The sequence below is a fragment of the Mycoplana azooxidifex genome (assembly GCF_014196765.1).
GTDB lineage: Bacteria > Pseudomonadota > Alphaproteobacteria > Rhizobiales > Rhizobiaceae > Mycoplana > Mycoplana azooxidifex.
Map to the genome: position 1 here is coordinate 429,384 of NZ_JACIEE010000007.1, position 21,826 is coordinate 451,209.

A 21,826-nucleotide genomic window follows, 5' to 3' on the forward strand; every position below is an offset into this window, starting at 1 on the left:
ACAATGACATCCGGACCAATCCGAGGACGGGGCAGCCCATGAAACACTATTCGGCTTTGATCTTTGATCTCGACGGCACGCTGATCGACAGTGCCCCGGACATCGCCGCCGCCGTCAATGTCTACATGGCATCCCAGGGCTGGCCGGAACTCGATGTGAGCTATGTCGAGACGTTCATCGGCAACGGGCCGCGCCGCCTGCTGCAGGATATCCTGATCGACCAGGGTCTTCCTTCGGATGACGCGACCGTCGATGCGGCGGTCAAGGGCTACATCGAAAACTACCAGCGCGATCCGGCCAGCAGGACGCGATTCTTCAGCCATGTCCGGGAGGACCTGCAAAGCCTTCGGGACGCCGGTTTTCGACTTGGCATCTGCACGAACAAGCCGCATGCCCTCACCCAGCAGATCCTCCAGATCCTCGAACTCGACGGGATCATCGAGGTTGCGCTGGGGGCGGATGCCGTTCCCGCGTGCAAGCCTGATCCGGGACACCTTCTCGCCGTTGCCGACCGAATGGGCCTGGCTGACGGAAGCTGGGCCTATGTCGGCGATACGAATGTCGATAAGGCTACTGCGGAAGCCACAAGGGCGACCTTCTTCGTCGTGCCTTGGGGTGGCGGCGGCGATGTCGATGTCGGGCCCGAGCAGCGGCTGACCCGGATCTCCGATCTCATGGCATACGGTCCGCCGTCCACGGAGCAGGGTACGACCGTCAGGGGGGCGACCGCATGACCATCAGCCTGCTGCAGCGGATATTCCAGGAAATGGACAGTATGGGCGGTGCCGAGCAACGCATCGCGACCTTCGTGAATGCGTCCCCCGGCGAGGTCATTCACATGAGCATGGCGAAGCTTGCCGAAACATGCTCCGTCAGCGATCCGACGATCATGCGTTTCTGCCGCCGGTTCGGCTATGAGGGCTACCAGGATTTCAAGCTGAAGCTCGCCCAGAGCCTGGTTCCCTCTGCGCCCTTTGCCTATGAGCAGATCGTTCCGAATGACGGCATCGACAACATTGTGCGCAAAACGTGCCGCAATTCCCTGAATGCCATCCAGCGGGCCCTGGAAGACCTCATTCCCCAGCAAATCGAGAGCGCCGCCCTGCTGTTGCGTGACGCAACGTGGACCGGGATCTACGCGAGCGGCATATCGGAGGTGACTGCCATCGACGCGGAGCACAAGTTCCAGCGCCTCGACATGCGCTGCGCTGCGATCCTTGGCAGGAACAAGCAGTGGATGCATGCCGAAAGCGCGCGTCCCAGCGAGGTTGCCCTGATCTTTTCCCAGTCGGGCCACACGAAGCAGATGGTCGAGCTTGCGATTGCGGCGCGCGCCGGCGGGGCGCGTGTCGTGTCGGTCACCGCGGCGGAGAGTCCTCTGGCCCGCGTGACGGACGCGCTGATCGCGGTGCTTCCCTACGACCAGACGGAGCTGTTGACGCCGCTCGCCTCCCGCCTGAACCATCACCTCGTCATCAACATGCTTGTTACCGCGATTGCCGTCTCCAGCGGCAGTGAGTTCCCCGATCAACTGCCGGCGCTGGATTCGTGGCTGACGGACAAGATTTGACCCCCACTTACCAGACAAGCGGCGCTGTTCTTCGCAGCTCCGGGCCATCACCAAGGAAGAGAAATGTCCGAACAGCAAAATGAAGCCAAGAAAATCGCGGGCCGCAGGGTCATCCAGGAGTTCGTGCGTGACGGCATGAAGCTCGGCCTGGGGTCGGGCACGACCTCGCACTTCTTCGTCCGCGAGCTCGGCAAGCATGTTGCCAACGGCATGAAGCTGACATGCACGACGACGTCCCGTTCGACGATCGACGTCGCGCGCGAGGTCGGGATTGCGATCACCGACCCGAACGACATCGGCGAACTGGATTTGACGGTGGACGGTCCGGACGAGATCGATCGGCAGTTCAACATGATCAAGGGCGGCGGTGCCTGCCTGCTGTGGGAAAAGATCATCGCGCACGCGTCCAGGCAGATGATCACGGTTTGCGACGAGACGAAGATCGTCGACAGGCTCGGCGCATTTCCGCTGCCGGTCGAGGTCGTCCAGTTTGCCTGGAAGCAGACGGAGCGGATGGTGGCGCGCGTGCTGGAAGAACACCGTATCGAGGCAAGCATCTATCGCCGCATGCGCGACGGCCAGCCTGTGGTGACCGACAGCGGCAATTTCATTCTGGACTGCAAATGTAGCGCAATTGTCGAGCCGGCGCCGCTTGAGATCGAGCTGAACCGGATACCGGGGGTGGTGGAAAACGGCCTTTTCACACGCGAATCCGCCGGAATGGTCGTCGGATGCTTCGATGGCAGCTCCTACGTCAAAATGCGATAAATGTAGTAAAACTTCAATTCTGCGCGGCGCGTGAATGCTGATTGAATCAGCGGCATTTCTGCACCCTGATGCAGGTATTCCACCCATATTTGAGCCAGGAAGCGATGTCTTCCGACAAAGTTTTTGGCTTCCGGGCGGAAGTGGCTTGACATTTGAGCGTCAAATGTAGTGAAACTATATACGATACCTAGGGAGGTTAGGATGGGTAATGAATTCAGAATGAACCGGCGTCAGGTGCTGGCTGGCGGCCTTGCATTGGGAGTGAGCGCTGCCACCGGCCGCGCGGCGTTTGCGCAGGACCGAATGTTCCTGCCGTTCAGCAACAAGAGCCTCGACTACTACTTCTTCGTCATCGAGGAAGAGGCGGTCAAGCGCGCCGTCGAGGGCCGCAAATGGTCGTTCCAGTCGACCAACGCCAACTTCGACAATACCAAGCAGCTCGAACAGTGGCAGAGCCTAATGCTGTCGCAGCCCGTGGGGCTGGTCGCGGATCCGATCGACAGCCAGGCGATCGTCAGCGCGATCCGCCGCTACAACCAGAAGAAAATTCCGGTTGCGATCATCGACACGCCGGCCGATGGCGGCGACGTCGCCATCACCGTCAGCTTCGACAACCATCTTGGCGGCGTCATGGCCGCCCGCGAGATCATCGATCGCCTGACCAAGAAGTACGGCAGTCCCCGCGGCAAGGTGCTGAATTGCTATGGCGCACTGGCAAGCGTCGCGTGGCGGCAGCGCAAGGAAGGTATGGACGAGGAATTCGCCAAGCACCCGGATATCACCTATATCAGCCGTCCGACCGAAGGTCAGCTCGACCAGATGCTTTCGGTCACGCTCGCGACGCTGTCGGAGCACCCGGACCTGGATGCGGTCCATGCCCCCAGCGACTCGCCGGCGCGCGGCATCGCCACCGCCCTCCAGCAGAAGGGCCGCTGGAAGAAGGCGGGCGAGGAAGGTCACGTGATTTTCGTGACGATCGACGGCGAACCGGTCGCCGTGAAGCTGCTTCAGGAAGGCTACATGGATGCCTGCGTTTCGCAGGATCCGATCGCCTACGGCGAAATTGCCGTCGAGATGCTCGAAAAGCACTCCATGAAAGGCGAGGCGGTGCCGCTCGGCGCCTATGAGAACAAGAAGTACTTCTGGGAGAAGGGCGAGATCGTCGAGGGTGCCACCGGGCCAACCCTCATCATCCCTCCTTTCATCATCAACGGCGACAACGCTTCCGACAAGCGTCACTGGGGCTACGTCGCCGAGCAGGAGTGGGGCGTTCCCTACACCTGACCGAGGTGATGTCTGCCCGGCCGCCAGTACATGGCGGCCGGGCAGCAACGGCGTTTTCAGCCGTCGACGGGACAAGGGAGGAGCACAGTCGCAATGACCGGCCAGACGATGAAACATGAAGCGACAGACGCAATTACCGATGTAGGCTCCGGTACCGATTTCGCCCTGCGCGTCGAGAACGTCAGCAAGAGCTACGGCGCCTTCTATGCTCTGCGGTCCGTCAGCCTGAACATCCGCCGTGGCAGCATCCATGGTCTGCTTGGCGAGAACGGAGCCGGCAAAAGCACCCTGGTCGGGATCATATCCGGGCAGAGAACGCCGAGCAGCGGTGCCATCTACCTGGACGGCAAGGAAGTGGCAAACGCCGACGTCCGCGCCATGGAGGAGGCAGGCGTGTTCCTGGTGACGCAGGAGCCGATGATCATCGATCACATCTCTGCCGCCGAAAACCTCATGCTCGGCATCTGGCCGTCCAGCGGCGGATTCGTGCGCTGGGGCAGGCTCAAGGCGGATGCGGCGCGGATGCTCAAGGGGTCCGGCATAGACCCCGATGTGAATGCAGGCAGGCTCAACGCCGTCGCGCGCCGCAAGCTGAACATCCTGCGCGCCATGTTCTCCGGCGGCAAGGTCATCATCCTGGACGAACCGACCGCGGCCTTGACGGTTCCTGATCGCCGCCAGCTTTTCGATTTTATGCGGCAACTGAAGAACGACGGCGTCACGTTCATCTTCATTTCCCACTACAACGACGAGATCCTCGAAATCTGCGATGCCGTCTCGGTCTTGCGCGACGGCTCGCTGGCCGGTGGCAGCGAGGACGTCGCGTCGCTGACCTCCGAGCAGCTTTCGGAACTTGTTCTCGGGCGCGGCCTCGTCCTGTTCCAGCGGGAGCGGCGAACTTTCGCCAGCGAACCGGTTGCCGTCAGCCTGCGCAATGTCGTTGCGCATCATGTCGACCTGGACGAACTCGATATCAGGAGGGGTGAGATCGTCGGCTTCACCGGGCTGCCCGGCGCAGGCGCCAAGGAGCTTGCCAGGGCCATTTTCGGGCTGAATGCAGCGAGATCCGGCACCATCGGCTTTGCCGGCGACGCGGGGCAAAGCCTGCCCCGTCATCCACAGGCCGCATTCGACAGGGGGATCGCCTATCTGTCGGACGACCGGCGCAAGGACGGTGTGGTGGGCCATCTTTCCATTGCAGAAAACATCGCGTTGTCCTCCCTCGGCCGCCGCGCGTCATTCGGCTTTGTCCAGCGCGGCCAGGAGGCGAGCCTTTGCGATGGCTACTTCGCAAGCATGGGTATAAGGGCGCCAAACGCCGAAGCCGTCGTGAACACGCTGAGCGGCGGCAATCAGCAGAAAGTATGCCTGGGACGCGTCCTTGCCACGGAGCCGCGGCTGCTGATCCTCGACGAGCCGACCCGTGGCATCGACGTCGGCGTCAAGCAGGACGTGCTGCGCATCATCGACGGCCTCAGCAAGACCGGCGTCAGCGTCATCATCGTATCGACCGATACTGATGAGCTGGTTCGCGCCGTGGACCGCGTCTGCGTGTTCCGGCACGGTGCCATCCATGAGGCCGTTACCGGCGACGACATAGCAACCGAGAACCTGCGCCGCCTCGCACAGGCGTGATCGAGGATCGGTGGAGGAACGAAAAAATGAGCACTGTGATGACGACGACCGCACCGAAGGAAACGACCGGCCAGACGAATGTGGGGATGCACAAGGTAGTCGGCTGGATTTTGCATAACGTGGTCTGGATATGGCTTGTGGCGCTTATCCTCGGCTTCGGCATGTTCAACGAGTTCTTCCTGACTGTCATGAACATGCAGAACATCATGGTTCAGGCGACGGTTCTGGGCATGCTCGGTCTTGCCGTCGCATTGCCCTTGCTCGTGGCTGAAATCGATCTGTCGATCCCTGCAAATCTCGGCTTCTCGTCGGCCATCGGTGCGCTTGCGTATTCGGACTGGGGCATGCCGTGGTTCCTGGCCATGCTCGTGGGGGTCGGCGTCGCCACGTTGATCGGCTTCTTCAACGGCCTTTGCATCACCAAATTGCGCATGGTGTCGCTGATCCAGACCCTGTCGATGATGATCATCCTGCAGGGCGCGCTGCTTGCGTTGACGCAGGGCAAGACGCTGACCAACCTCTCGGACGGCTATGTCTGGATCGGTCAGGCAAGCATCGACGGATGGCCCGTGATGCCGCTTATCCTGGTTCTTGCGCTCGGGTTGGTCGGCATCTTGTTGAAGATGACCGTTCTCGGCCGTTCGATCTATGCCGTCGGCGGCAATCCGCTCGCGTCGAACTCGGCAGGCATTCGCGTCGATCGCGTCAAGATCATCACCTATACGATCGCCGGCTTCCTGGCAGGTGTCGCCGGCTTCCTGCTCGCGTCCTGGCAGATGGCAATTACCTCGAACCAGGGCTCAAGCTACCTGCTCTACGCCATCGCGGCACCGATCATCGGCGGCGTGAGCGTGTTCGGGGGGCGCGGCAACGTCGTCGGCATTCTCGGCGGCGTGCTCCTGCTGACGGTCATCCAGGTCGGTCTGGCGATCACCAACGTGCCTTCGTTCTATGTCGGCATGATCGGCGGCTTCATGATCTTTATCGCCGTGGCGATCGACGCTATCCGTGTACGCTACTTCGCCTGACATTTCCGTCGTCAATGACGACCGTTCCTGTCCCTTTTCAAAGGGTGGCCGCGGCCGGCACGATGCGCAATCAGAACCGGAATCCATGAACGACTTCCTCGATCAGCTCCGCGCCGTCGCCGGCCGGCGTCATGTTTTGACAGGCGATACCGAAACGAGGAGGTTCCGCCAGGGCTACCGCTACGGAGGCGGGGATGCGCTCGCGGTCGTCCAGCCGGGCACGCTCGTGGAGATGTGGCGCGTGCTTCAGGCGTGCCACAGGGCAGGGACGGTCGTTATCCTCCAGGCGGCCAATACGGGCCTGACCGGCGGCTCGACGCCGGTTGCGGATGGGTATGACCGACCCGTCGTCGTCATCAATACCCTGCGTCTTCGCCGGCTCGATCTCCTGAAAGGGGGCGTGCAAGTCGTATCGCAGCCGGGTGTCACGCTTGACCAGCTCGAGAAGGCTTTGCGCCCGGTCGGACGCGAGCCCCATTCCGTCATCGGGTCGAGCTGCATCGGCGCCTCGGTGACCGGCGGCGTCTGCAACAATTCCGGCGGCTCGCTGATCCGGCGCGGTCCTGCATTTACCCAATTCGCCCTGTTTGCCAGGATTGATGCGGCCGGCGAACTCAAGCTCGTGAACAATCTGGGCATTGACCTGGGCGACACGCCCGAGGAAATCCTGGGTAGGCTGGACGAGGGCAGGGTTGCCGATTCCGATATCGCTCCATCGCCGCATCTCCAGGCTTCCGACCACGAATACTGCCATCACGTACGCGACATTTCGGCAAGCACGCCTGCGCGCTTCAACGCCGATCCGCGGCGCCTCTACGAGGCGTCGGGCTCTGCAGGAAAGATCGCGGTCTTCGCCTTGAGGCTCGACACCTTTGCGGCCGACGACAATACGCAAGTCTTCTACATCGGCAGCAACGATCCTGCCGAACTCGAAACCATCAGGCGCGACATTCTGGGCAGCTTCGAGAACCTTCCGATTGCCGGCGAGTACATGCACCGTTCCGCCTTCGATGCAAGCAAGCGCCATGGCAAGGACCTGTTCCTGTTCATCCAGGCTTTCGGCACGGACAAGGTTCCGCTCGCCTTCGCCTTGAAAAGCCGCTTTGACGGAATCTGCGAGAAGCTGCGCCTGGGGGGGGCTGTGAGCGACCGGATTCTGCAATTCCTCTCGGATCTCTGGCCCAATCATCTTCCGCAACGCCTGAACCGCTTTCGCGACGCCTACGAGCACCATTTGTTGCTGAAGATGGGCGATGGGGGAATCGACGAAGCGCGCGCCTACCTGGAATCCCGCTTTCCGTCGCAGCATGGCGGCTATTTCGAATGTACCGAGAAGGAAGGGCAGGCCGCGTTTCTCAACCGGTTTGCAGTCGGCGGGGCGATCGTGCGCTATCGCGCGGTCAATCCGAAGACGGTCGAGGACATCGTCGCGCTCGACATCGCGCTGCCGCGCAGCACACTCGACTGGTTCGAGAAGCTGCCGCCGGAAATCACCGAGAAAATCGACTTCACCATGTATTGCGGCCACTTCTTCTGCCACGTCCTGCACCAGGAATACCTGGTCAAGAAAGGAGAAGATTGCGAGGCGGTGAAGGACGCGATCCTTTCGCTGTTGAAGGCGCGCGGAGCCGAGTATCCGGCCGAGCACAATGTCGGTCATCTCTACGAGGCGGCAGACAGCCTAAGGGATTTCTATCGGGAACTCGACCCCACCAATTCCTTCAATCCGGGTATCGGCAAGACTTCACTCAATCTCGACTGGAAGGAGGCGGGCTATTTCCGTTGATCCAGATTGCGCAATCGGGGCATCCCTGCGCCGGAGGCCGTCTGGCGAGCATCCCGGAGATGTAGCGCTGCAGACTTCCTGTTGATCGGAAACCTTGCAACGTCCTCTCTCGCTGTCACAGCGGCAGATGAGAATTTGAGACGCTTGTGGGGTCGGTGCTCGACGGCCAGCATAACGTCACGCTTGGCTGCACCATACGCCTCATTGACTGACGCGTCGTTTGCGTAAGATGGCTGATGACGCTATCGCGGCCATGACGGCGGGCGACATCCTCATGCTGCAGATGGAGGTCCCGGCCGACACTGTCGGCTACGCCATGAAAGCCGCGCGCGAAAAAGGTGTCGTGACGATCTTCAATACCGCGCCGTTCACGGCGGACGTCCCGCGATTGGCTGCGTTGGCCGATATCGTGGTGTGCAACGAAACCGAGTTCGAGTTGCTCGTCGGATCAAAGCTCGATGATGCGAGCCAACGCCGCGATGCTTTGCTGCGCCTGCATCGGGAGCGCGGTCAAACCTTCGTTTTGACGCTGGGGGCCGATGGCGCGATCGCGATCCACGATGGCGAGATCATTCAGGCGAAAAGCCTCAAGATCGAGCCTGTCGACACGGTCGGCGCCGGAGACACGTTCTGCGGTTATCTCGCAGGCAGCCTCGAACAGGACCTCGACCTCGAGGCGGCGATGCGGCGCGCGGCTGTCGCGGGCTCGCTCGCCTGCCTCGCCAAGGGGGCCCAAACGGCCATTCCCGAGGCTGGCAGAGTCGATGGGATGGAGGGATCTGCATCGTGATTGAGGATCGGGTGGTCACATTGGCGGAGCGTAGTCTGGTGCGCGTGTTGCGCGATTGGTGCCCACCTTCTGCCAGATACTTGATGTCCAAGCCGTTGACAGCTTTCGGCTGCGTTCCGGGTTGTACTCGAGTTGTTGAAACATCGCGCCTGAAAGAATGACCATGCCTTTTGCGGCTGCAGCAGCGTCTATTCAAATTCCTTGTCTATTCACGCAACGCGGACCAACTGGAATCGCTTCATTCTCCAATTTAGGTGGCATGCAAACGGGGAGCTGCGCCTAGAACGCTCCCCCGGTATGTTCGATCCAGTTGACCATCTTCGTCAGATTAGATTCCCGAGCCGTCAAGCTGACGGTCGTCGTCGCCTTCCCAAGGGGAGGGCGCGGAAGCGCGGTTGAGATTGGCTGAGGGCATCGGCATCCAGCACTTCAGTTCCGGTTCTGCATATTCAACGATGCAGCCGGGGGCGGAATCAGAGGCGCGCCAGCCTTCTGCGCCGAACCGATCGCCATTCGACCAGTAGGCGACGTCGACTTCCGCGGGCCCCTGTTCGGACGAGCGGACCGTGACGAGGATCCGACTGCCGTCTCTCGGCGCGGTTGCCATGTGGCGCCACCGATCTGGCTCGTTCATCGCGTTCCTCCTGCCTCGCCGCGAACTGAAGTGTTGCCTTGCCATCGAAAGATGGTCAATCCAAACTTTGCACAACCCATCCTCTTTCGAGCGGCTGGCTCACTGCCGAGAGGCGGCTGAATCCGAGCGGCGAGGCACCGAGACTGGATCTTGACGACCGCCTCCGGTACGGCCGGTGCGGTTCCAAAGATACCCATGACCGCCAGAATCTTTCCGCTGTGACTTGCCTTTGCAGCCCATCTTGTATACTAGAAAACATCAAGCGCCTGGGGAGGACCCGACAGGCCTTATAGGGAGAGGAATATGATTCATTTCAGCAAGCTTCGCATCGTCGCCAGTGTCGCCGCCGGCCTGGCGCTCATGGCATCCGCTGCCTTTGCGCAGGAAGTTCCCGCCGCCGGCGCCAGCGCGCGTATCGATGCGATCAAGGCCGCAGGCGAACTGCGCGTAGGCGTGCTGGCCAACCCGCCTTGGCTCGTGGAAGACACCACCGGCGCAGGCGAGCCCTGGCGCGGCCCGGCATGGACCCTTGCGATCGCCTATGCCGAAAAGCTGGGCGTGACGCTTGTTCCCGTTGCCGTCTCCCACGAAACCAAGGTGCCGGTCCTGGCCGCCAACCAGGTCGACATGACGATCTCGCCGCTATCGATGACGAAGAAACGCATGGAAGTCGTGGACTTCATCACCTATTCACGCACCTCGCTCTGCGTCTTCGGTAAGGCATCCAATCCGAAGGTGGCCAACGCCAAGTCGGTCGACGACTTCGACAATCCCGACGTCACCATCGCCTATTTCACGGGCGGCGGCGAGGAGAACTGGGTGAAGGAGCGCTTCCCGAAGGCTACCCTGCGCGGCGTGACCAGCGCCGGTACGGCCGCCCCGGTGGAAGAGATCATGGCCGGCCGCGCCGACGTCGCGCCGATCAACCGCATTCCTTATGTCGCGCTGGCACGCAAGGTTAAGGGCCTCGAGGCTTTGCCGCGCGAAAACAGTTGCCAGGACAGCACCGAGGCGGTGAACGAGATCGGTCTCGCCGTCGACAAGAACCAGCCGGAATATGTGGAATGGCTGCGCGCGGTCGCCGAAAAAATGCTTCCCGAACTGCAGGCGCAAGAGGAAGCCGAAGTCGCCAACATGTAAGCGACGACGGACTGCGGCCGGTGATCGCGCCGGCCGCGCTCCTTTTGGAGAAATACCATGGAACTGAACCTTTCCGCCGTACTGGACAGTTGGCGCTTTCTTCTCAGCGGGCTCGGGGTCACTCTCCTGCTTGCCGCCGGGGTGACCGTGCTCAGCCTGCTCGCCGGCACTCTGCTTACCCTCGGGCGGCTCTACGGCCCGCGCTGGCTGAGCGCCATCATCGTCTTCTATATCGACTCGATGCGGGCGATCCCGGTCCTCGTGGTGCTCGTCTGGGTCTATTTCGCCCTGCCGATCGCAACGGGCCTCAACCTTCCGCCCTTCTGGTCCGCCCTTCTGTCGCTTTCCGCCCACCTTGCCGCCTATGTGGCCGAGGTCGTGCGGGCCGGCATCCAGTCGGTCCGCCCCGGCCAGGTGCGCGCCGGCATGGCACTCGGCATGACCCGCGCGCAGATCCTCCGCAAGATCGTCATGCCGCAGGCGGTCGTCAGAATGCTGCCGGCGTTCGGTTCGCTGCTGTCTCTCGCGGTCAAGGACACGGCCATCGCGACCGTCATCGCCGTGCCGGAACTCATGCGCCGCGCCGACGCGGTGGCCGGCCAGACCTATGCGCCGGTCGAGGTCTTCACCACGGTGATGATTCTCTATTTCCTTGTAATCTTCCCCCTCACCCGAGGCATTGACATGATCTATCGCCGCGTTTCCTTCCTGGGGCGGTCATGACATTCGATTGGTCCATCATCTGGCAAAGCATGGGGGCTCTCTGGCAAGGCGCGCTCGTCACCATCGCCCTGACCGTCCTGACGATGGTGCTCGCCGTTCCCCTCGGGATCGTCGTCGCGCTATTGCGGGAATCCCGGCTGAAGCCGGTGTCCGCGCTCGCGACGGCCTATGTCGAACTGATGCGGAACGTTCCCATCATCCTCGTCGTCTACTGGGCCTTCTACGTGCTTCCCATCCTCACCGGCGTCGGCTTCTCGCCCTTCCTCACCGGCCTGGTGGCGCTTGTCCTCAACAATACGGCCTATAATTCGGAAACGTTCCGCTCGGGCATCCGCTCGATCCGCAAGGGCCAGACGGAAGCGGGGCTGGCGCTAGGCATGAGCGAGGGCGAGGCATTCCGCAAGATCGTGCTGCCGCAGGCCTGGCGCCGGGTGCTGCCGATCCTGGCGACCACCTGGGTCACGCTCTTCAAGGACACCTCGCTGGTCTCCGTGATTGCCGTGGGCGACCTGGCGCATACTGCGCTGCAGATCCGCTCGCAGTCCTTCCGGGTCATCGAAATGCTCACCGCGATGGCTGCCATCTACTGGCTGCTCGGTTATCCGCAGGCCAAGATCGTGGATTGGATCCACCGCAAATACGGGGTCACCGAATGACTGACACGCTTGCCAAACTTCCGCAGGGATCCACGCTTCCCGACGTCGTGATCGAATACCGCGACGTACGAAAGCAATATGGCGAATTCGTCGCGCTCGCCGGGGTCAATCTTGAAGTGCGCCGCGGGCAGGTCGTCTGCCTGATCGGCCCGTCCGGCTCGGGAAAATCCACGCTGCTGCGCTGCACCAACGGCCTTGAGACCATGTCTTCGGGCGAGGTCTATTTCGACGGCATGCCGCTCTCGAAGGACCCGCGCAAGAACCGGCTCATCCGCCAGCGCATGGGCATGGTGTTTCAGAACTTCGAACTGTTCCCGCACAAGACCGCGCTGGGCAACATCATGATGGGCCCGATGACCGTTCTCGGCCTCAGCGAAGAAAAAGCGCGGACGCGGGCCGAAGCCCTGCTCGCCAAGGTCGGCCTTTCCGAAAAGGCGAGCAACTATCCCGCCAACCTGTCGGGCGGCCAGCAGCAGCGCGTCGCTATTGCCCGTGCCCTTGCCATGGAACCTGAAGTCATGCTCTTTGATGAGCCGACATCGGCGCTCGACCCGGAAACGATCGGCGAGGTGCTGAACGTGATGAAGCGGCTGGCGGATGACGGCATGACGATGGTGGTGGTGACGCACGAAATGACGTTTGCCCGGCGGGTCGCCGACCACGTGGTCGTCTTCGCGAACGGGCAGATCGTCGAGCAGGGACGGCCTGAGCAGATTTTCGACGCGCCGCAGACGACCCGCACCCGCGACTTCCTCAGCCATCTCGGGTGGGACGGATGAGCGGCATGCCGACACAAGGCCGACTTGGCAGGGGCGTCGCCGGAATGCCGGCGAGCGTCGACGACATTCACGGCATCATTCGTAGCGAGATCATCACTCTGGGGCTGATGCCCGGTGTCAAGGTTTCCGAGAATGAACTGGCGCGTCGCTTTCATACGAGCCGCACGCCGGTTCGCGAGGCGCTCCTGCGACTCGTAGACGAGGGACTGGTCAAGGTCTGGCCACAACGCGGCACTCTGATAACCCCGATCTCACTGCGCGCCGTGCGGCGCGCACGCTTCGTACGCGAAGCCATCGAGGTCGCCGTGTTCCGCAAGGCCGCGATTGACGGTCTGTCTGCCGAGGTGCTGGCGACACTCGATGCCATCATCACGCGTCAGCATGAGGCCCGCGAAGATTCCATCCGCTTCACCGATGCCGACGACGCCTTCCACCGGGCCTTCGCCGACGCAATAGCCGTGGGCGATATCTGGACCGTGCTAGAACGCGAGAAAGCACAATTCGACCGGCTGCGCTTCCTCAGCCTTCCGAACGTGACGCCTGTCGCGATCCTGATTGCACAGCATGAAGAGATGATCGCAACCGTCCGCGCACGCGACCCGGACGCCGCAGAGAAAGCGGTCCGCGACCATCTCTCGGAGGTGTTGAAGGTGACGGAACAGCTTTCCGCCCGCTACCCGGATCTCATCATCAACGATATTTGACGCTGGTCTTTCCCGCCTGCATACGGCGGGAACGTCATTCGGCTTCCGCCGCGATCGCCTTCGCCATACCGAGCGACAGCATCCGTTCCAGCCGCCGGGTCGTCTCATCCGCGAATTCCCCTTTGGCAAGCGGCTGGGGCAGGAAATCGGGTATCGCGGCCAGCGTAGAAAAGACCGCCGCAGGGCTTTCCGTCCCGATGCCCGCCAGTGCGGCCTGAATCTCTGCCTCGCGCGGATCGTTCAGCGGATAGGAGCGCCCCTCGTCGTCCCGGCCCAGCGCGTAGCGCATCCAACCGGCCGTGGCGAAGGCGAAAGGAGCGAGGTCACCGCCACGCGCGAGCATTTCGAGGGCGGGCGCGAATATACGCTGCGGTAGTTTCTGCGTGCCGTCCATGGCGATCTGCCGTGTCTCGTGGGCGATGGCCGGATTGGAAAAGCGCGTGCAAAGCGATGCCGCATAGGCTTCAAGATCCATGGCGACCGTCGGCAATGTCGACCTCGCGGCCGTCATATGCCGGCGGACGAGCCTGTTCAGCGTGGCATCCGCCATTACGTCGCAAACATAGGTCTTACCGCTCAGGAAGCCCGCATAGGCCAGCATCGAATGGCTGCCGTTCAACATCCGCAGTTTCATCTTCTCATAGGGCGCGACATCCGGCACGAAAAGCGCGCCGGCATTTTCCCATGACGGGCGGCCGGACGGGAAATTGTCCTCGATCACCCATTGGCTAAAAGGTTCCGTCTCGACGGCCGCGCGGTCCTCGTAGCCGGCCAGCGCGGCGGCATCCGCAAGGGTTCGCGCCGTCGACGCCGGGGTGATGCGGTCGACCATCGTAGCGGGGAAGGAGACCTCGGCCGCGATCCGGTCGGCAAGGGCGGGCCCATGTGTGCGGCGGACGAAGTCGACCACCGCCGCCCTCAGCAGCGGGCCGTTCTCCGGCAGATTGTCGCAACAAAGTACGACGAACGGCGCAAGGCCATTCGTAAAGCGCAGGGCAAGGCCCTGTGCAATCAGGCCCAGCACACCCCGAGGGGACGAAGGGTTCAGCAAATCGGCGGCAACGGCCGGATGGCTGACATCGCATCCACCGCTACGCAGGAGGCCGTAGCCCTTTTCCGTCACGGTGGTGCTGACGATCCGGCAGCCGGGGGCCGAGATTGCCGCGAGCACCCGGCCGCTCAGGCCACTGCCGGCGATGACGTCCGCAATCGATGCGATGACGCGCGCCTCCGGCTTCTCGCCCCGTTCGATCAACGTGTAGCGGCCGTCCTGCGGGTTCAGAACGTTCGCCACGTCCTCGCCGCGGAGCGATACCCCCATGATCCGCCAGTCGCCGCCGGCGGCCGCGATCGCACCGTCGGTATAGGCGGCGATGTGGGCGCGCGCGAAGGCACCAAACCCGAGATGCACGATTCCAGTTCCCGCGTCTTCGGGCCGATAGCCGGGCCAGTGCGCCGGATATTCCGGTATGGGCTTCGCCGCCGCCGAGAGCCTCACTTGCCCGCACCGTGCACGACCGGATGGTCCAGGGCGGTCATGATTCCGCGAAGTTCGGCCAACCCCTTCAGGCGCCCGATGGCCGGGTAGCCGGGCTGCGCCTTCCGCTTCAGGTCGTCCAGGATGTCCTGTCCGTGGTCGGGGCGCATCGGGATCTGCCAGTCCACCCGGCCCGCGGCCTTGCGGGCGCGCTCCTCGGCGAGGATCGCGTCTATCATCGCCACCATATCCGTACCGCCTTCCAGATGCCCCGCCTCATAGAAGGAACCGCCGAAATGCGGGGTTTCGAGGTGGACATTGCGAAGGTGCAGGAAGTGCACGCGGCTTCCCAGCCGCTTCATCATGCCGGGCAGGTCGTTGTCATGGCGCGCGCCGAGCGAACCGGTGCAAAGCGTGATTCCACTTGCCGGCAGGTCGACCGCCTCCATGACGCGGCGATAATCCGCCTCAGTCGACATGATGCGGGGCAGGCCCAGGAGGGGGAACGGCGGATCGTCCGGATGGCAGCAGATCCGCACGCCGAGTTCCTGCGCCAGCGGCGCGACTTCGGAAAGGAAATCGACCAGATGCGTGCGAAGGCTCTCCCCGCTGATGGCGTCGAATTCCGCAAGATGAGCCCGCACGTCATCCAGCGTGAAGGATTCCGCGGCCCCCGGCAGACCGAAAACGATATTGCCGGCAAGCTGGCGACGACGGTCGTCGTCCATTTCGGCGAAACGCCGCGCAGCCTCTTCCACGACGAAATCGGGGAAACTCTCCGCAGCGCCGGGCCGATCCAGTATGTGGATGTCGAAGGCGGCGAAATCGACTACGTCGAAGCGCATGCAGGTGGCGCCCGAAGGCAGGCGATAGGCGAGATCTGTCCGCGTCCAGTCGAGGACCGGCATGAAATTATAGCAGATAACCTCGATCCCGGCGCGGGAGAGGTTCGTCAGGCTTTCCTTCCAGGCGGCGATATGCGCCCTCCAGTCCCCCTTCTGCTTTTTGATATCTTCCGACACGGGAAGGCTTTCCACGACTTCCCACGCAAGGCCGGAAGGCGCACCGTCCGTCATCGATCCGACGACGCGCTGGCGTTCGGCGATCTCCTCAGGCGTCCAGACGGAACCGGTGGGCACATGATGGAGCGCGGAGACGACGCCCTCGACGCCCGCCTGCCTCATATCGTCGATCGAGACGAGGTCCTTCGGACCAAACCACCGCCACGTCTGACGCATATCAACCCCCTTTTGTATCGTTTGAAGTGTCGCCAGAGCTAACATGTAGTCGACTAGTATGCAAGTATCGGCACTTTGACAGGCGACCCATCGCGCACATTTGTCGTGCGCGGGGAAAACCGCGCCATTGCCTACTACGCGCCCGCCTCCAGCGCGATAAAGCAGCCGGAAGCACCCAGCCGTGTTCGGCGCAACATGCGTGATCCAACACCGGTGATGTAAGGTTATGTCTGCAAAGGGGACTTTCGGTCGGATGCCCGGATCATGCTGTCGTTCCGGTTACGGCCTTCCAACGTGCGATCGCCCGAAGGCGATGCAAATGGACGGCGAAGGCAGAGTGTGTTGATTTCCGCCAGGAACTGACCAGCGCAGCCAGATGTTTCTATTGAGAATTCTCAGTGGAAACGCTGGGGCCAGTTCCTAGCGGAAATCAACACTTTGCACCAGCGAGTGCGATTGTGAAGCGCTGGCTAACCGTCTTTCGGCAATAGGCCGCGCAATCCCAGCAAGTCGAGGGTCAGGTGTCCTTTTACAATCCGCTCGCGCATGTCGGCCTCAGCGGCCAGACGGTCGAGGGCGGTGGCGTGGATGGCCGCCAGTTGCGTGGGCGGAAGGACGACGACGCCGTCGGCGTCGCCGATCACCACGTCGCCGGGGTAAACGGTGACCGTTCCGATCAGCACGGGCACGCCGACCGTGCCCGGATCGCGCTTGATCGTGCCCTGGATCGAGCAACCGCGCGCAAAAACCGGGAAATTCATCGCAATAAGACTGTCGCTGTCGCGAACGGCGCCATCGATGACGAGGCCCGCAATGCCGCGCGCCTGTGCCGCCAGGGCGAGAATGTCGCCGAAGGGGCCGTGCGAAAGCGTGCCCCCGTGGCTGACCACCAGAATGTCGCCTGGTTGCGCCAGGGCGATGGCGTGATGCAGGGCGAGATTGTCGCCGGCCGGTGAAAAGACCGGCAAAGCCCGTCCCCGCAGCCTCATTCCACGATCCAGGGGTGCGATGGCGCCCGGCAAGGCGCCGATCCGGCCTGCGGCCTCATGGAGCGTGGCAGTGCCAAAGCTGGCCACTTCATCCAGGAGGCCCGGCGGGATCTGGGCGAGATCGGTAGTCTCGCCCATCGGTTCAGGCCGCGGCGCCGATGGTGATCTCGAGTGGCGCGAGCCCGGCGAACGTCGCGACCAGCCTGTCGCCCTGTACCACAGGTCCCACACCGTGCGGCGTGCCGGTCAGGATGATGTCGCCCGGCTGGAGTTCGAAGAATTCCGAGAGACGGGAGATGATTTCCGGGATACGCCAGATGAGCAGCGATATGTCGGACTCCTGCGTCACCTTCCCGTTTACCGTGAGTTCGATCCGCCCCTTGTCGATCCTGCCGGTTTCGGAAACGGGCGTAATCGCCCCCACCGGGAAGGAATGGTCGAAAGATTTGGCGATTTCCCACGGCAGGCCACCGCCCTGGATGTCGCGACGCGTCATGTCGAGGCCGACGGCATAGCCCCATATATGCGATTGAGCTTCGGCTTCGGGAATGCTGCGACCGCCCTTGCCGATCGCCAGGACGAGTTCAACCTCGTGGTGGTAGTTCGAGGTCTTCGTGGGGTAGGGGATCGTCGCACCGCTATTGACGACGGCATCCGTCGGTTTCTGGAAGAACAGAGGCGGATCGCGATCGGCGTCTCCCCCCATCTCCTCGACATGGGCGGCATAGTTGCGGCCGATGCAGTAGATGCGGCGAACCGGGAATGTCTTGTCGCTGCCGACGACCGGAATCGTGGCTGCTTTCGGTGCGTCGATGACGTGGCTGCTCATGCGGTCTGGTCTCCTCCTCGGTGAATATTGCGACCGGTCCCGACCGCGCTCCTCACGCAGGAAGCCGGCTTGGCCGCCATTGGAGGCTAGCATGTATGATTTCATAATCAACAGCAATCATACATTATTTCATGATTGACAGCGAATAAGGTATGCTTCAAGTTTCCCTCATCAGCCGGAAGAGGAGCCGGTCTGATGCCGGGCAGGACGGCCAAATCACCGTATCGGTCCGGGGGTCGCTACGGGCGTGAAGCCCTTCAGGGAGGAAGATATGATTGGAATAAAGCGCATGGGCGCGGCACTTCTGCTTGCGATGAGCGCATTGGCGCCCGCATCGGCGGAGGTCATGGAATTGACCATCGTGGTGCCCAACCCTTCTGCCATCAACGTCTATCCGCTGCATGTCGCCGTGGGAGAGGGGTATTTTGCGGAGGAAGGCCTGAGCGTGAAGGTCGAAGCCGTGAACGGCTCCGCGTCCGTGCTGCAGCTGCTTGCTTCCGGCCAGGGACATATCGGCCAGCCAGGCCCGGCGCCGCTTCTGGCCGCACGCGCCCGCGGCGAAGACGTCGTCTTCATCTACAACCATTTCAGCCGCTCCGTCTTCGGCCTCGTCGTGCCGGAAGAATCGCCCGCCAAGGTCCCTGCGGATCTCAAGGGCGCGACGATCGGCATCGGCACGGCCGATGGCGCCGAAGTGGGCTTTACCCGCGGCATCATGAACGATCTGGGCTTGAAGGACGGTGCCGACTATCAGTTTCTTGCTATCGGCGACGGCGGTACGGCGGTCGCGGCCTTCCTCAACAAGGAAGTCGGCGCCTATGCGGCGGCCGTGGCGGATGCGGCCATCATCTCGTCGCGCGGCATTCCGCTGCGCGAAATCACGCCCGAACCCTATCTCGACTACTTCGGCAACGGCTGGGCGGTGACCAGGGCGTTTCTCGACGCCAATCCCGGGACTGTGGAGGGATTCGGCCGCGCCCTGGTCAGGGGCACGAAATTCGGCCTCGACCCGGCCAACCGCGAAGCGACGCTGAAGCACGTTGCCGTCGGCAACCCGCAGGAAAGCGAGGACCCTGACTTTGCGGGTGCGCTGCTCACTGCCATCCAGGGCAGAACCCTGCCGGTCGATTCCAAGGATCCGTTCGGCTACATGCCGCCGGGGGCCTGGGTGAAGTGGCAGGAGAGCCTTGTCGCGAGTGGCGGTCTCGAGAAGCCGCTGGACAATCTAGAAGCCGCCTATACCAACCAGTTCGTCGAAGCCTGGAACGCGGCCAAGTAAGATGATGCAAAGCGCCACTCCCGTGGCGGAGCAAACGGTCGGGCGATCCCTTGCCCGGCCGGTCTATCAGCTCCGCAATGTCTCGAAATCCTTCGGATTCGGCCGTATCCGCGCTCTCGACCCCGTCGACCTCGATCTGCGCGAAGGTTCTTTTTCGTCCGTGATCGGACCGTCGGGGTGCGGCAAGTCCACGTTGCTGAAGATCATGGCCGGAGTGACCCCGCCTTCCACGGGAAGCGTCATCCTCGATGGAAAGCCCGTTCTCGGCGCGCGGCGCGAAATCGGGATGATGTACCAGCAGGCAACGCTGTTTCCATGGTTGACTGCCCTGGACAACGTGCTGCTGCCGATCCGCATCCGTGACGGCAGGGCCGCCGCCGAGGCGCGCCGCAAGGAAGCGCAGGACCTGCTCGAACTGGTCGGACTGAAGGGCTTCGACAAGGTCTATCCGCGCCAGCTCTCGGGGGGCATGGCACAGCGCACCTCGATCTGCCGGATGCTGATTACCGAGCCACAGGTCCTGTTGCTCGACGAACCCTTTTCGGCACTCGACGAGCTGGCGCGCGATTTCATGAACATCGAACTGCAGCGCATCTGCCTCTCGCGCAACGCCACCGCCTTCCTGATCACCCATTCGATCCCGGAGGCCGTGCTGCTTTCCGACGTGGTCTACATCATGTCGCCGCGCCCGGGGAAATTCCTCGAAGCGGTCCATATCGACCTACCGCGGCCGCGGACGCTTGAAATGATGACCGCGCCGGAATTCGGCGAATATGTGCGCTATATCCGCAGCCGACTGGATGAAGGGGCCGTGACGGCATGAGATCTTTCGATGCAGAAACCGCGCCCCGCGTCCTCGGCCGCCCCGTCACCGTCGAAGCGGGCACCTTTCCGGAAACAGTCTGGAGCGAGCAGGTCGCCTGGATCGATCGAATTCCGCGCGTCGTCGCCATGGCGGGGCTGCTGTTCGCCGTCCTTGTCGTTTGGTGGGCGGTCCATCATTTCGAGGTGGCCTCGCGCATCATCCTGCCGTCTCCCGCAGAAGTGGGGCGTGACATCGTTTTCGTCGGCAAGAATATCCTGACGGGCGGCTACATGCTCTCGGCACTGTGGACGACCACCAAGGAAGTGCTCTGGGGCTTCTTCTTCGCTGTCGCCATCGGTTTTTCGCTGGGTGTGCTGGTGGGAGAGACCTCCTTCGGCGAGCGTGCCGTTCTGCCCTATCTCGTCGCCATCGACACCATGCCGAAGGTCGCTTTCGCGCCGCTCTTTCTGGCCTGGCTCGGGTTCGGCATAGCGTCGAAGGTTGCGCTGGCTGCCTTCATCGCCACCTTTCCGATCGTGGTGGGGACGGCGGCGGGGTTGCACGCCGCCGACGAGAATGCACGCATGCTTTTCCGGACGCTCGGCGCAAGCCGCTGGCAGACCCTGTTTCGCATGAAGATCCCGACCGGCCTGCCGCAGATTTTCACCGGTCTCAAGATCGGTGCGGTCGGCGTGATGGCAGGTGCCATCACGGCCGAATTCCTCGGCGGCGGCAAGGGCTTTGGTGAGTTGATCCGCGTGGCGGCAAGCCAGCTCCAGACACCGCGCGTGTTCTCACTGATCCTGTATCTCAGCGTCCTCGGCTTTCTGGTGTTCTGGACAGTGGTTGTCCTCGAGCGCAAGCTTGTCTTCTGGCATCGCGCTTCGGTCACGGGTATTGACGACCGGCGCTGATACGTAGGCGCCAAGTTTCGCAGCATACAGGATAGGAAGTCAAAGCCGATGACGACCCGCACGAGTGCCCCCCGCCGCGTTGTGCCGCGGCGGGTCGAGAAGGAGACAGCGGCCACGACGGTCTATCACGCCCTGAAGCGAGACATCGTCCGGGGCGTGCTCGAACCTGGCCACAAGCTCCTGATCGACCAGATTGCCGAACGCTATTCGGCGGGCACCAATCCGGTGCGTGAAGCGCTCAATCGCCTTTCTTCCGAGCGGCTGGTGGATCGTGAAGATCTGCGCGGCTTCTTCGTGCCGCCGATTTCGCTGGAGGATTTCCGCGATATCGTCCACACCCGCTGCTGGGTCGAGGGCAAGGCCCTGGCGGAATCGATCCGCAACCGGACGGAGGCCTGGGAGGACGGGGTGATCCTCGCCAACCACCGCCTCCGGAATACGCCTATCCATTACTTCGAGCACACGGAACCGGGGATGTCTGCGCCGGACAACAGCCTGTGGGAAGAGCGCCACCGCATCTTTCATCGAGCGCTGATCGCCAACTGCGGTTCGCAGCATCTCCTGCGTTTTGCCGGGGAACTCATGCTGCTCGGCGAGCGGTACCGCTTCATCTCCATGGCGAACAGCTTTCCGCGTCGACGCAGCGTCAATGAGCACCAGGAAATCGTCGACGCCGCGCTGGCAGGCGACATTGCGCGGGCCGTAGACGCCCTTCAAGGGCAGTACCTGCTCACATTGAAGATTTACGAAGAGACGATGTCAGGCGTCTGACCCTCCCATTTCAAGCCGGAACCAATC

21 protein-coding genes and 1 pseudogene are annotated in these 21,826 nt (G+C 62.5%); 17 read left to right on the top strand and 5 right to left on the bottom strand.

Annotated elements, in window-relative coordinates; genetic code table 11:
- Positions 1 to 38 precede the first annotated feature (38 nt).
- From GGQ64_RS18665 to GGQ64_RS18700, 8 genes and pseudogenes are all read left to right on the top strand, one after another.
- Positions 39 to 734, top strand: a complete 696-nt coding sequence (locus GGQ64_RS18665; RefSeq protein WP_183806803.1) for an HAD-IA family hydrolase — start codon at positions 39 to 41, stop codon at positions 732 to 734.
- Entirely contained in the window at positions 731 to 1,570 is an 840-nt protein-coding gene (locus GGQ64_RS18670; RefSeq protein WP_183806804.1) for a MurR/RpiR family transcriptional regulator, read from the top strand. The genes GGQ64_RS18665 and GGQ64_RS18670 overlap by 4 nt, the downstream gene beginning before the upstream one ends.
- A gap of 63 nt (positions 1,571 to 1,633) precedes the next feature.
- Positions 1,634 to 2,338, top strand: coding sequence for a ribose 5-phosphate isomerase A (rpiA, locus tag GGQ64_RS18675; RefSeq protein ID WP_183806805.1), 705 nt, complete (start codon positions 1,634 to 1,636; stop codon positions 2,336 to 2,338).
- 219 nt (positions 2,339 to 2,557) lie between these two features.
- Positions 2,558 to 3,622 (top strand): sugar ABC transporter substrate-binding protein, encoded by a 1,065-nt coding sequence (locus tag GGQ64_RS18680; protein WP_183806806.1) that lies wholly within the window; start codon positions 2,558 to 2,560, stop codon positions 3,620 to 3,622.
- A gap of 93 nt (positions 3,623 to 3,715) precedes the next feature.
- Positions 3,716 to 5,257, top strand: a complete 1,542-nt coding sequence (locus tag GGQ64_RS18685; protein ID WP_183806807.1) for a sugar ABC transporter ATP-binding protein — start codon at positions 3,716 to 3,718, stop codon at positions 5,255 to 5,257.
- Between the two features lie 26 nt (positions 5,258 to 5,283).
- Positions 5,284 to 6,285 (top strand): ABC transporter permease, encoded by a 1,002-nt coding sequence (locus GGQ64_RS18690; RefSeq protein ID WP_210300315.1) that lies wholly within the window; start codon positions 5,284 to 5,286, stop codon positions 6,283 to 6,285.
- 85 nt (positions 6,286 to 6,370) lie between these two features.
- Positions 6,371 to 8,071, top strand: coding sequence for a D-lactate dehydrogenase (dld, locus tag GGQ64_RS18695; protein WP_183806808.1), 1,701 nt, complete (start codon positions 6,371 to 6,373; stop codon positions 8,069 to 8,071).
- A gap of 232 nt (positions 8,072 to 8,303) precedes the next feature.
- Positions 8,304 to 8,861 (top strand): annotated as a pseudogene (locus tag GGQ64_RS18700) (PfkB family carbohydrate kinase); the annotation flags it as partial.
- A 328-nt stretch (positions 8,862 to 9,189) separates the two neighbouring features.
- On the opposite strand, the gene GGQ64_RS18705 reads toward GGQ64_RS18700, so the two are convergent.
- Positions 9,190 to 9,495 (bottom strand): hypothetical protein, encoded by a 306-nt coding sequence (locus tag GGQ64_RS18705; RefSeq protein ID WP_183806810.1) that lies wholly within the window; start codon positions 9,493 to 9,495, stop codon positions 9,190 to 9,192.
- Between the two features lie 303 nt (positions 9,496 to 9,798).
- Here GGQ64_RS18705 and GGQ64_RS18710 point away from each other — a divergent pair, with 303 nt between their 5' ends.
- Genes GGQ64_RS18710 through GGQ64_RS18730 form a run of 5 tightly spaced genes read left to right on the top strand, consistent with a single transcriptional unit; the run spans position 9,799 to position 13,497 of the window.
- The gene (locus GGQ64_RS18710) at positions 9,799 to 10,635 is read left to right on the top strand and encodes a substrate-binding periplasmic protein (protein WP_183806811.1); all 837 of its coding nucleotides are present in this window, start codon (positions 9,799 to 9,801) and stop codon (positions 10,633 to 10,635) included.
- Positions 10,636 to 10,692: 57 nt separating this feature from the next.
- Positions 10,693 to 11,358, top strand: a complete 666-nt coding sequence (locus GGQ64_RS18715; RefSeq protein ID WP_183806812.1) for an amino acid ABC transporter permease — start codon at positions 10,693 to 10,695, stop codon at positions 11,356 to 11,358.
- On the top strand, positions 11,355 to 12,014 hold the full coding sequence (locus GGQ64_RS18720) for an amino acid ABC transporter permease (protein WP_183806813.1): 660 nt from the start codon (positions 11,355 to 11,357) through the stop codon (positions 12,012 to 12,014). Before GGQ64_RS18715 ends, GGQ64_RS18720 begins: the two co-directional genes overlap by 4 nt.
- A complete protein-coding gene (locus tag GGQ64_RS18725; RefSeq protein WP_183806814.1) occupies positions 12,011 to 12,793 on the top strand; it encodes an amino acid ABC transporter ATP-binding protein in 783 nt (260 codons plus the stop codon). The genes GGQ64_RS18720 and GGQ64_RS18725 overlap by 4 nt, the downstream gene beginning before the upstream one ends.
- Positions 12,790 to 13,497, top strand: a complete 708-nt coding sequence (locus GGQ64_RS18730; protein WP_183806815.1) for a GntR family transcriptional regulator — start codon at positions 12,790 to 12,792, stop codon at positions 13,495 to 13,497. The genes GGQ64_RS18725 and GGQ64_RS18730 overlap by 4 nt, the downstream gene beginning before the upstream one ends.
- A 34-nt stretch (positions 13,498 to 13,531) precedes the next feature.
- Here the strand turns inward: GGQ64_RS18730 and GGQ64_RS27860 are convergent, their stop codons facing one another.
- The 4 genes from GGQ64_RS27860 to GGQ64_RS18750 form a co-directional block, all read right to left on the bottom strand.
- Positions 13,532 to 14,908 carry a mannitol dehydrogenase family protein gene (locus tag GGQ64_RS27860; RefSeq protein ID WP_343059515.1) on the bottom strand — a complete coding sequence of 459 codons (1,377 nt, stop codon included), beginning with the start codon at positions 14,906 to 14,908 and terminating at the stop codon, positions 13,532 to 13,534.
- Between the two features lie 83 nt (positions 14,909 to 14,991).
- Entirely contained in the window at positions 14,992 to 16,212 is a 1,221-nt protein-coding gene (gene uxuA, locus GGQ64_RS18740) for a mannonate dehydratase (RefSeq protein ID WP_183806817.1), read from the bottom strand.
- 470 nt (positions 16,213 to 16,682) lie between these two features.
- The gene (locus GGQ64_RS18745; protein WP_183806818.1) at positions 16,683 to 17,339 is read right to left on the bottom strand and encodes a 4-carboxy-4-hydroxy-2-oxoadipate aldolase/oxaloacetate decarboxylase; all 657 of its coding nucleotides are present in this window, start codon (positions 17,337 to 17,339) and stop codon (positions 16,683 to 16,685) included.
- Positions 17,340 to 17,343: 4 nt separating this feature from the next.
- Positions 17,344 to 18,030, bottom strand: a complete 687-nt coding sequence (locus GGQ64_RS18750) for a fumarylacetoacetate hydrolase family protein (protein ID WP_183806819.1) — start codon at positions 18,028 to 18,030, stop codon at positions 17,344 to 17,346.
- 271 nt (positions 18,031 to 18,301) lie between these two features.
- Here GGQ64_RS18750 and GGQ64_RS18755 point away from each other — a divergent pair, with 271 nt between their 5' ends.
- Genes GGQ64_RS18755 through GGQ64_RS18770 form a run of 4 tightly spaced genes read left to right on the top strand, consistent with a single transcriptional unit; the run spans position 18,302 to position 21,799 of the window.
- A complete protein-coding gene (locus GGQ64_RS18755; protein WP_183806820.1) occupies positions 18,302 to 19,309 on the top strand; it encodes an ABC transporter substrate-binding protein in 1,008 nt (335 codons plus the stop codon).
- 22 nt (positions 19,310 to 19,331) lie between these two features.
- On the top strand, positions 19,332 to 20,132 hold the full coding sequence (locus GGQ64_RS18760) for an ABC transporter ATP-binding protein (protein ID WP_343059516.1): 801 nt from the start codon (positions 19,332 to 19,334) through the stop codon (positions 20,130 to 20,132).
- Positions 20,129 to 21,028 carry an ABC transporter permease gene (locus GGQ64_RS18765; protein ID WP_183806822.1) on the top strand — a complete coding sequence of 300 codons (900 nt, stop codon included), beginning with the start codon at positions 20,129 to 20,131 and terminating at the stop codon, positions 21,026 to 21,028. The genes GGQ64_RS18760 and GGQ64_RS18765 overlap by 4 nt, the downstream gene beginning before the upstream one ends.
- A 48-nt stretch (positions 21,029 to 21,076) precedes the next feature.
- Positions 21,077 to 21,799 carry a GntR family transcriptional regulator gene (locus GGQ64_RS18770; protein ID WP_183806823.1) on the top strand — a complete coding sequence of 241 codons (723 nt, stop codon included), beginning with the start codon at positions 21,077 to 21,079 and terminating at the stop codon, positions 21,797 to 21,799.
- Positions 21,800 to 21,826 lie beyond the last annotated feature (27 nt).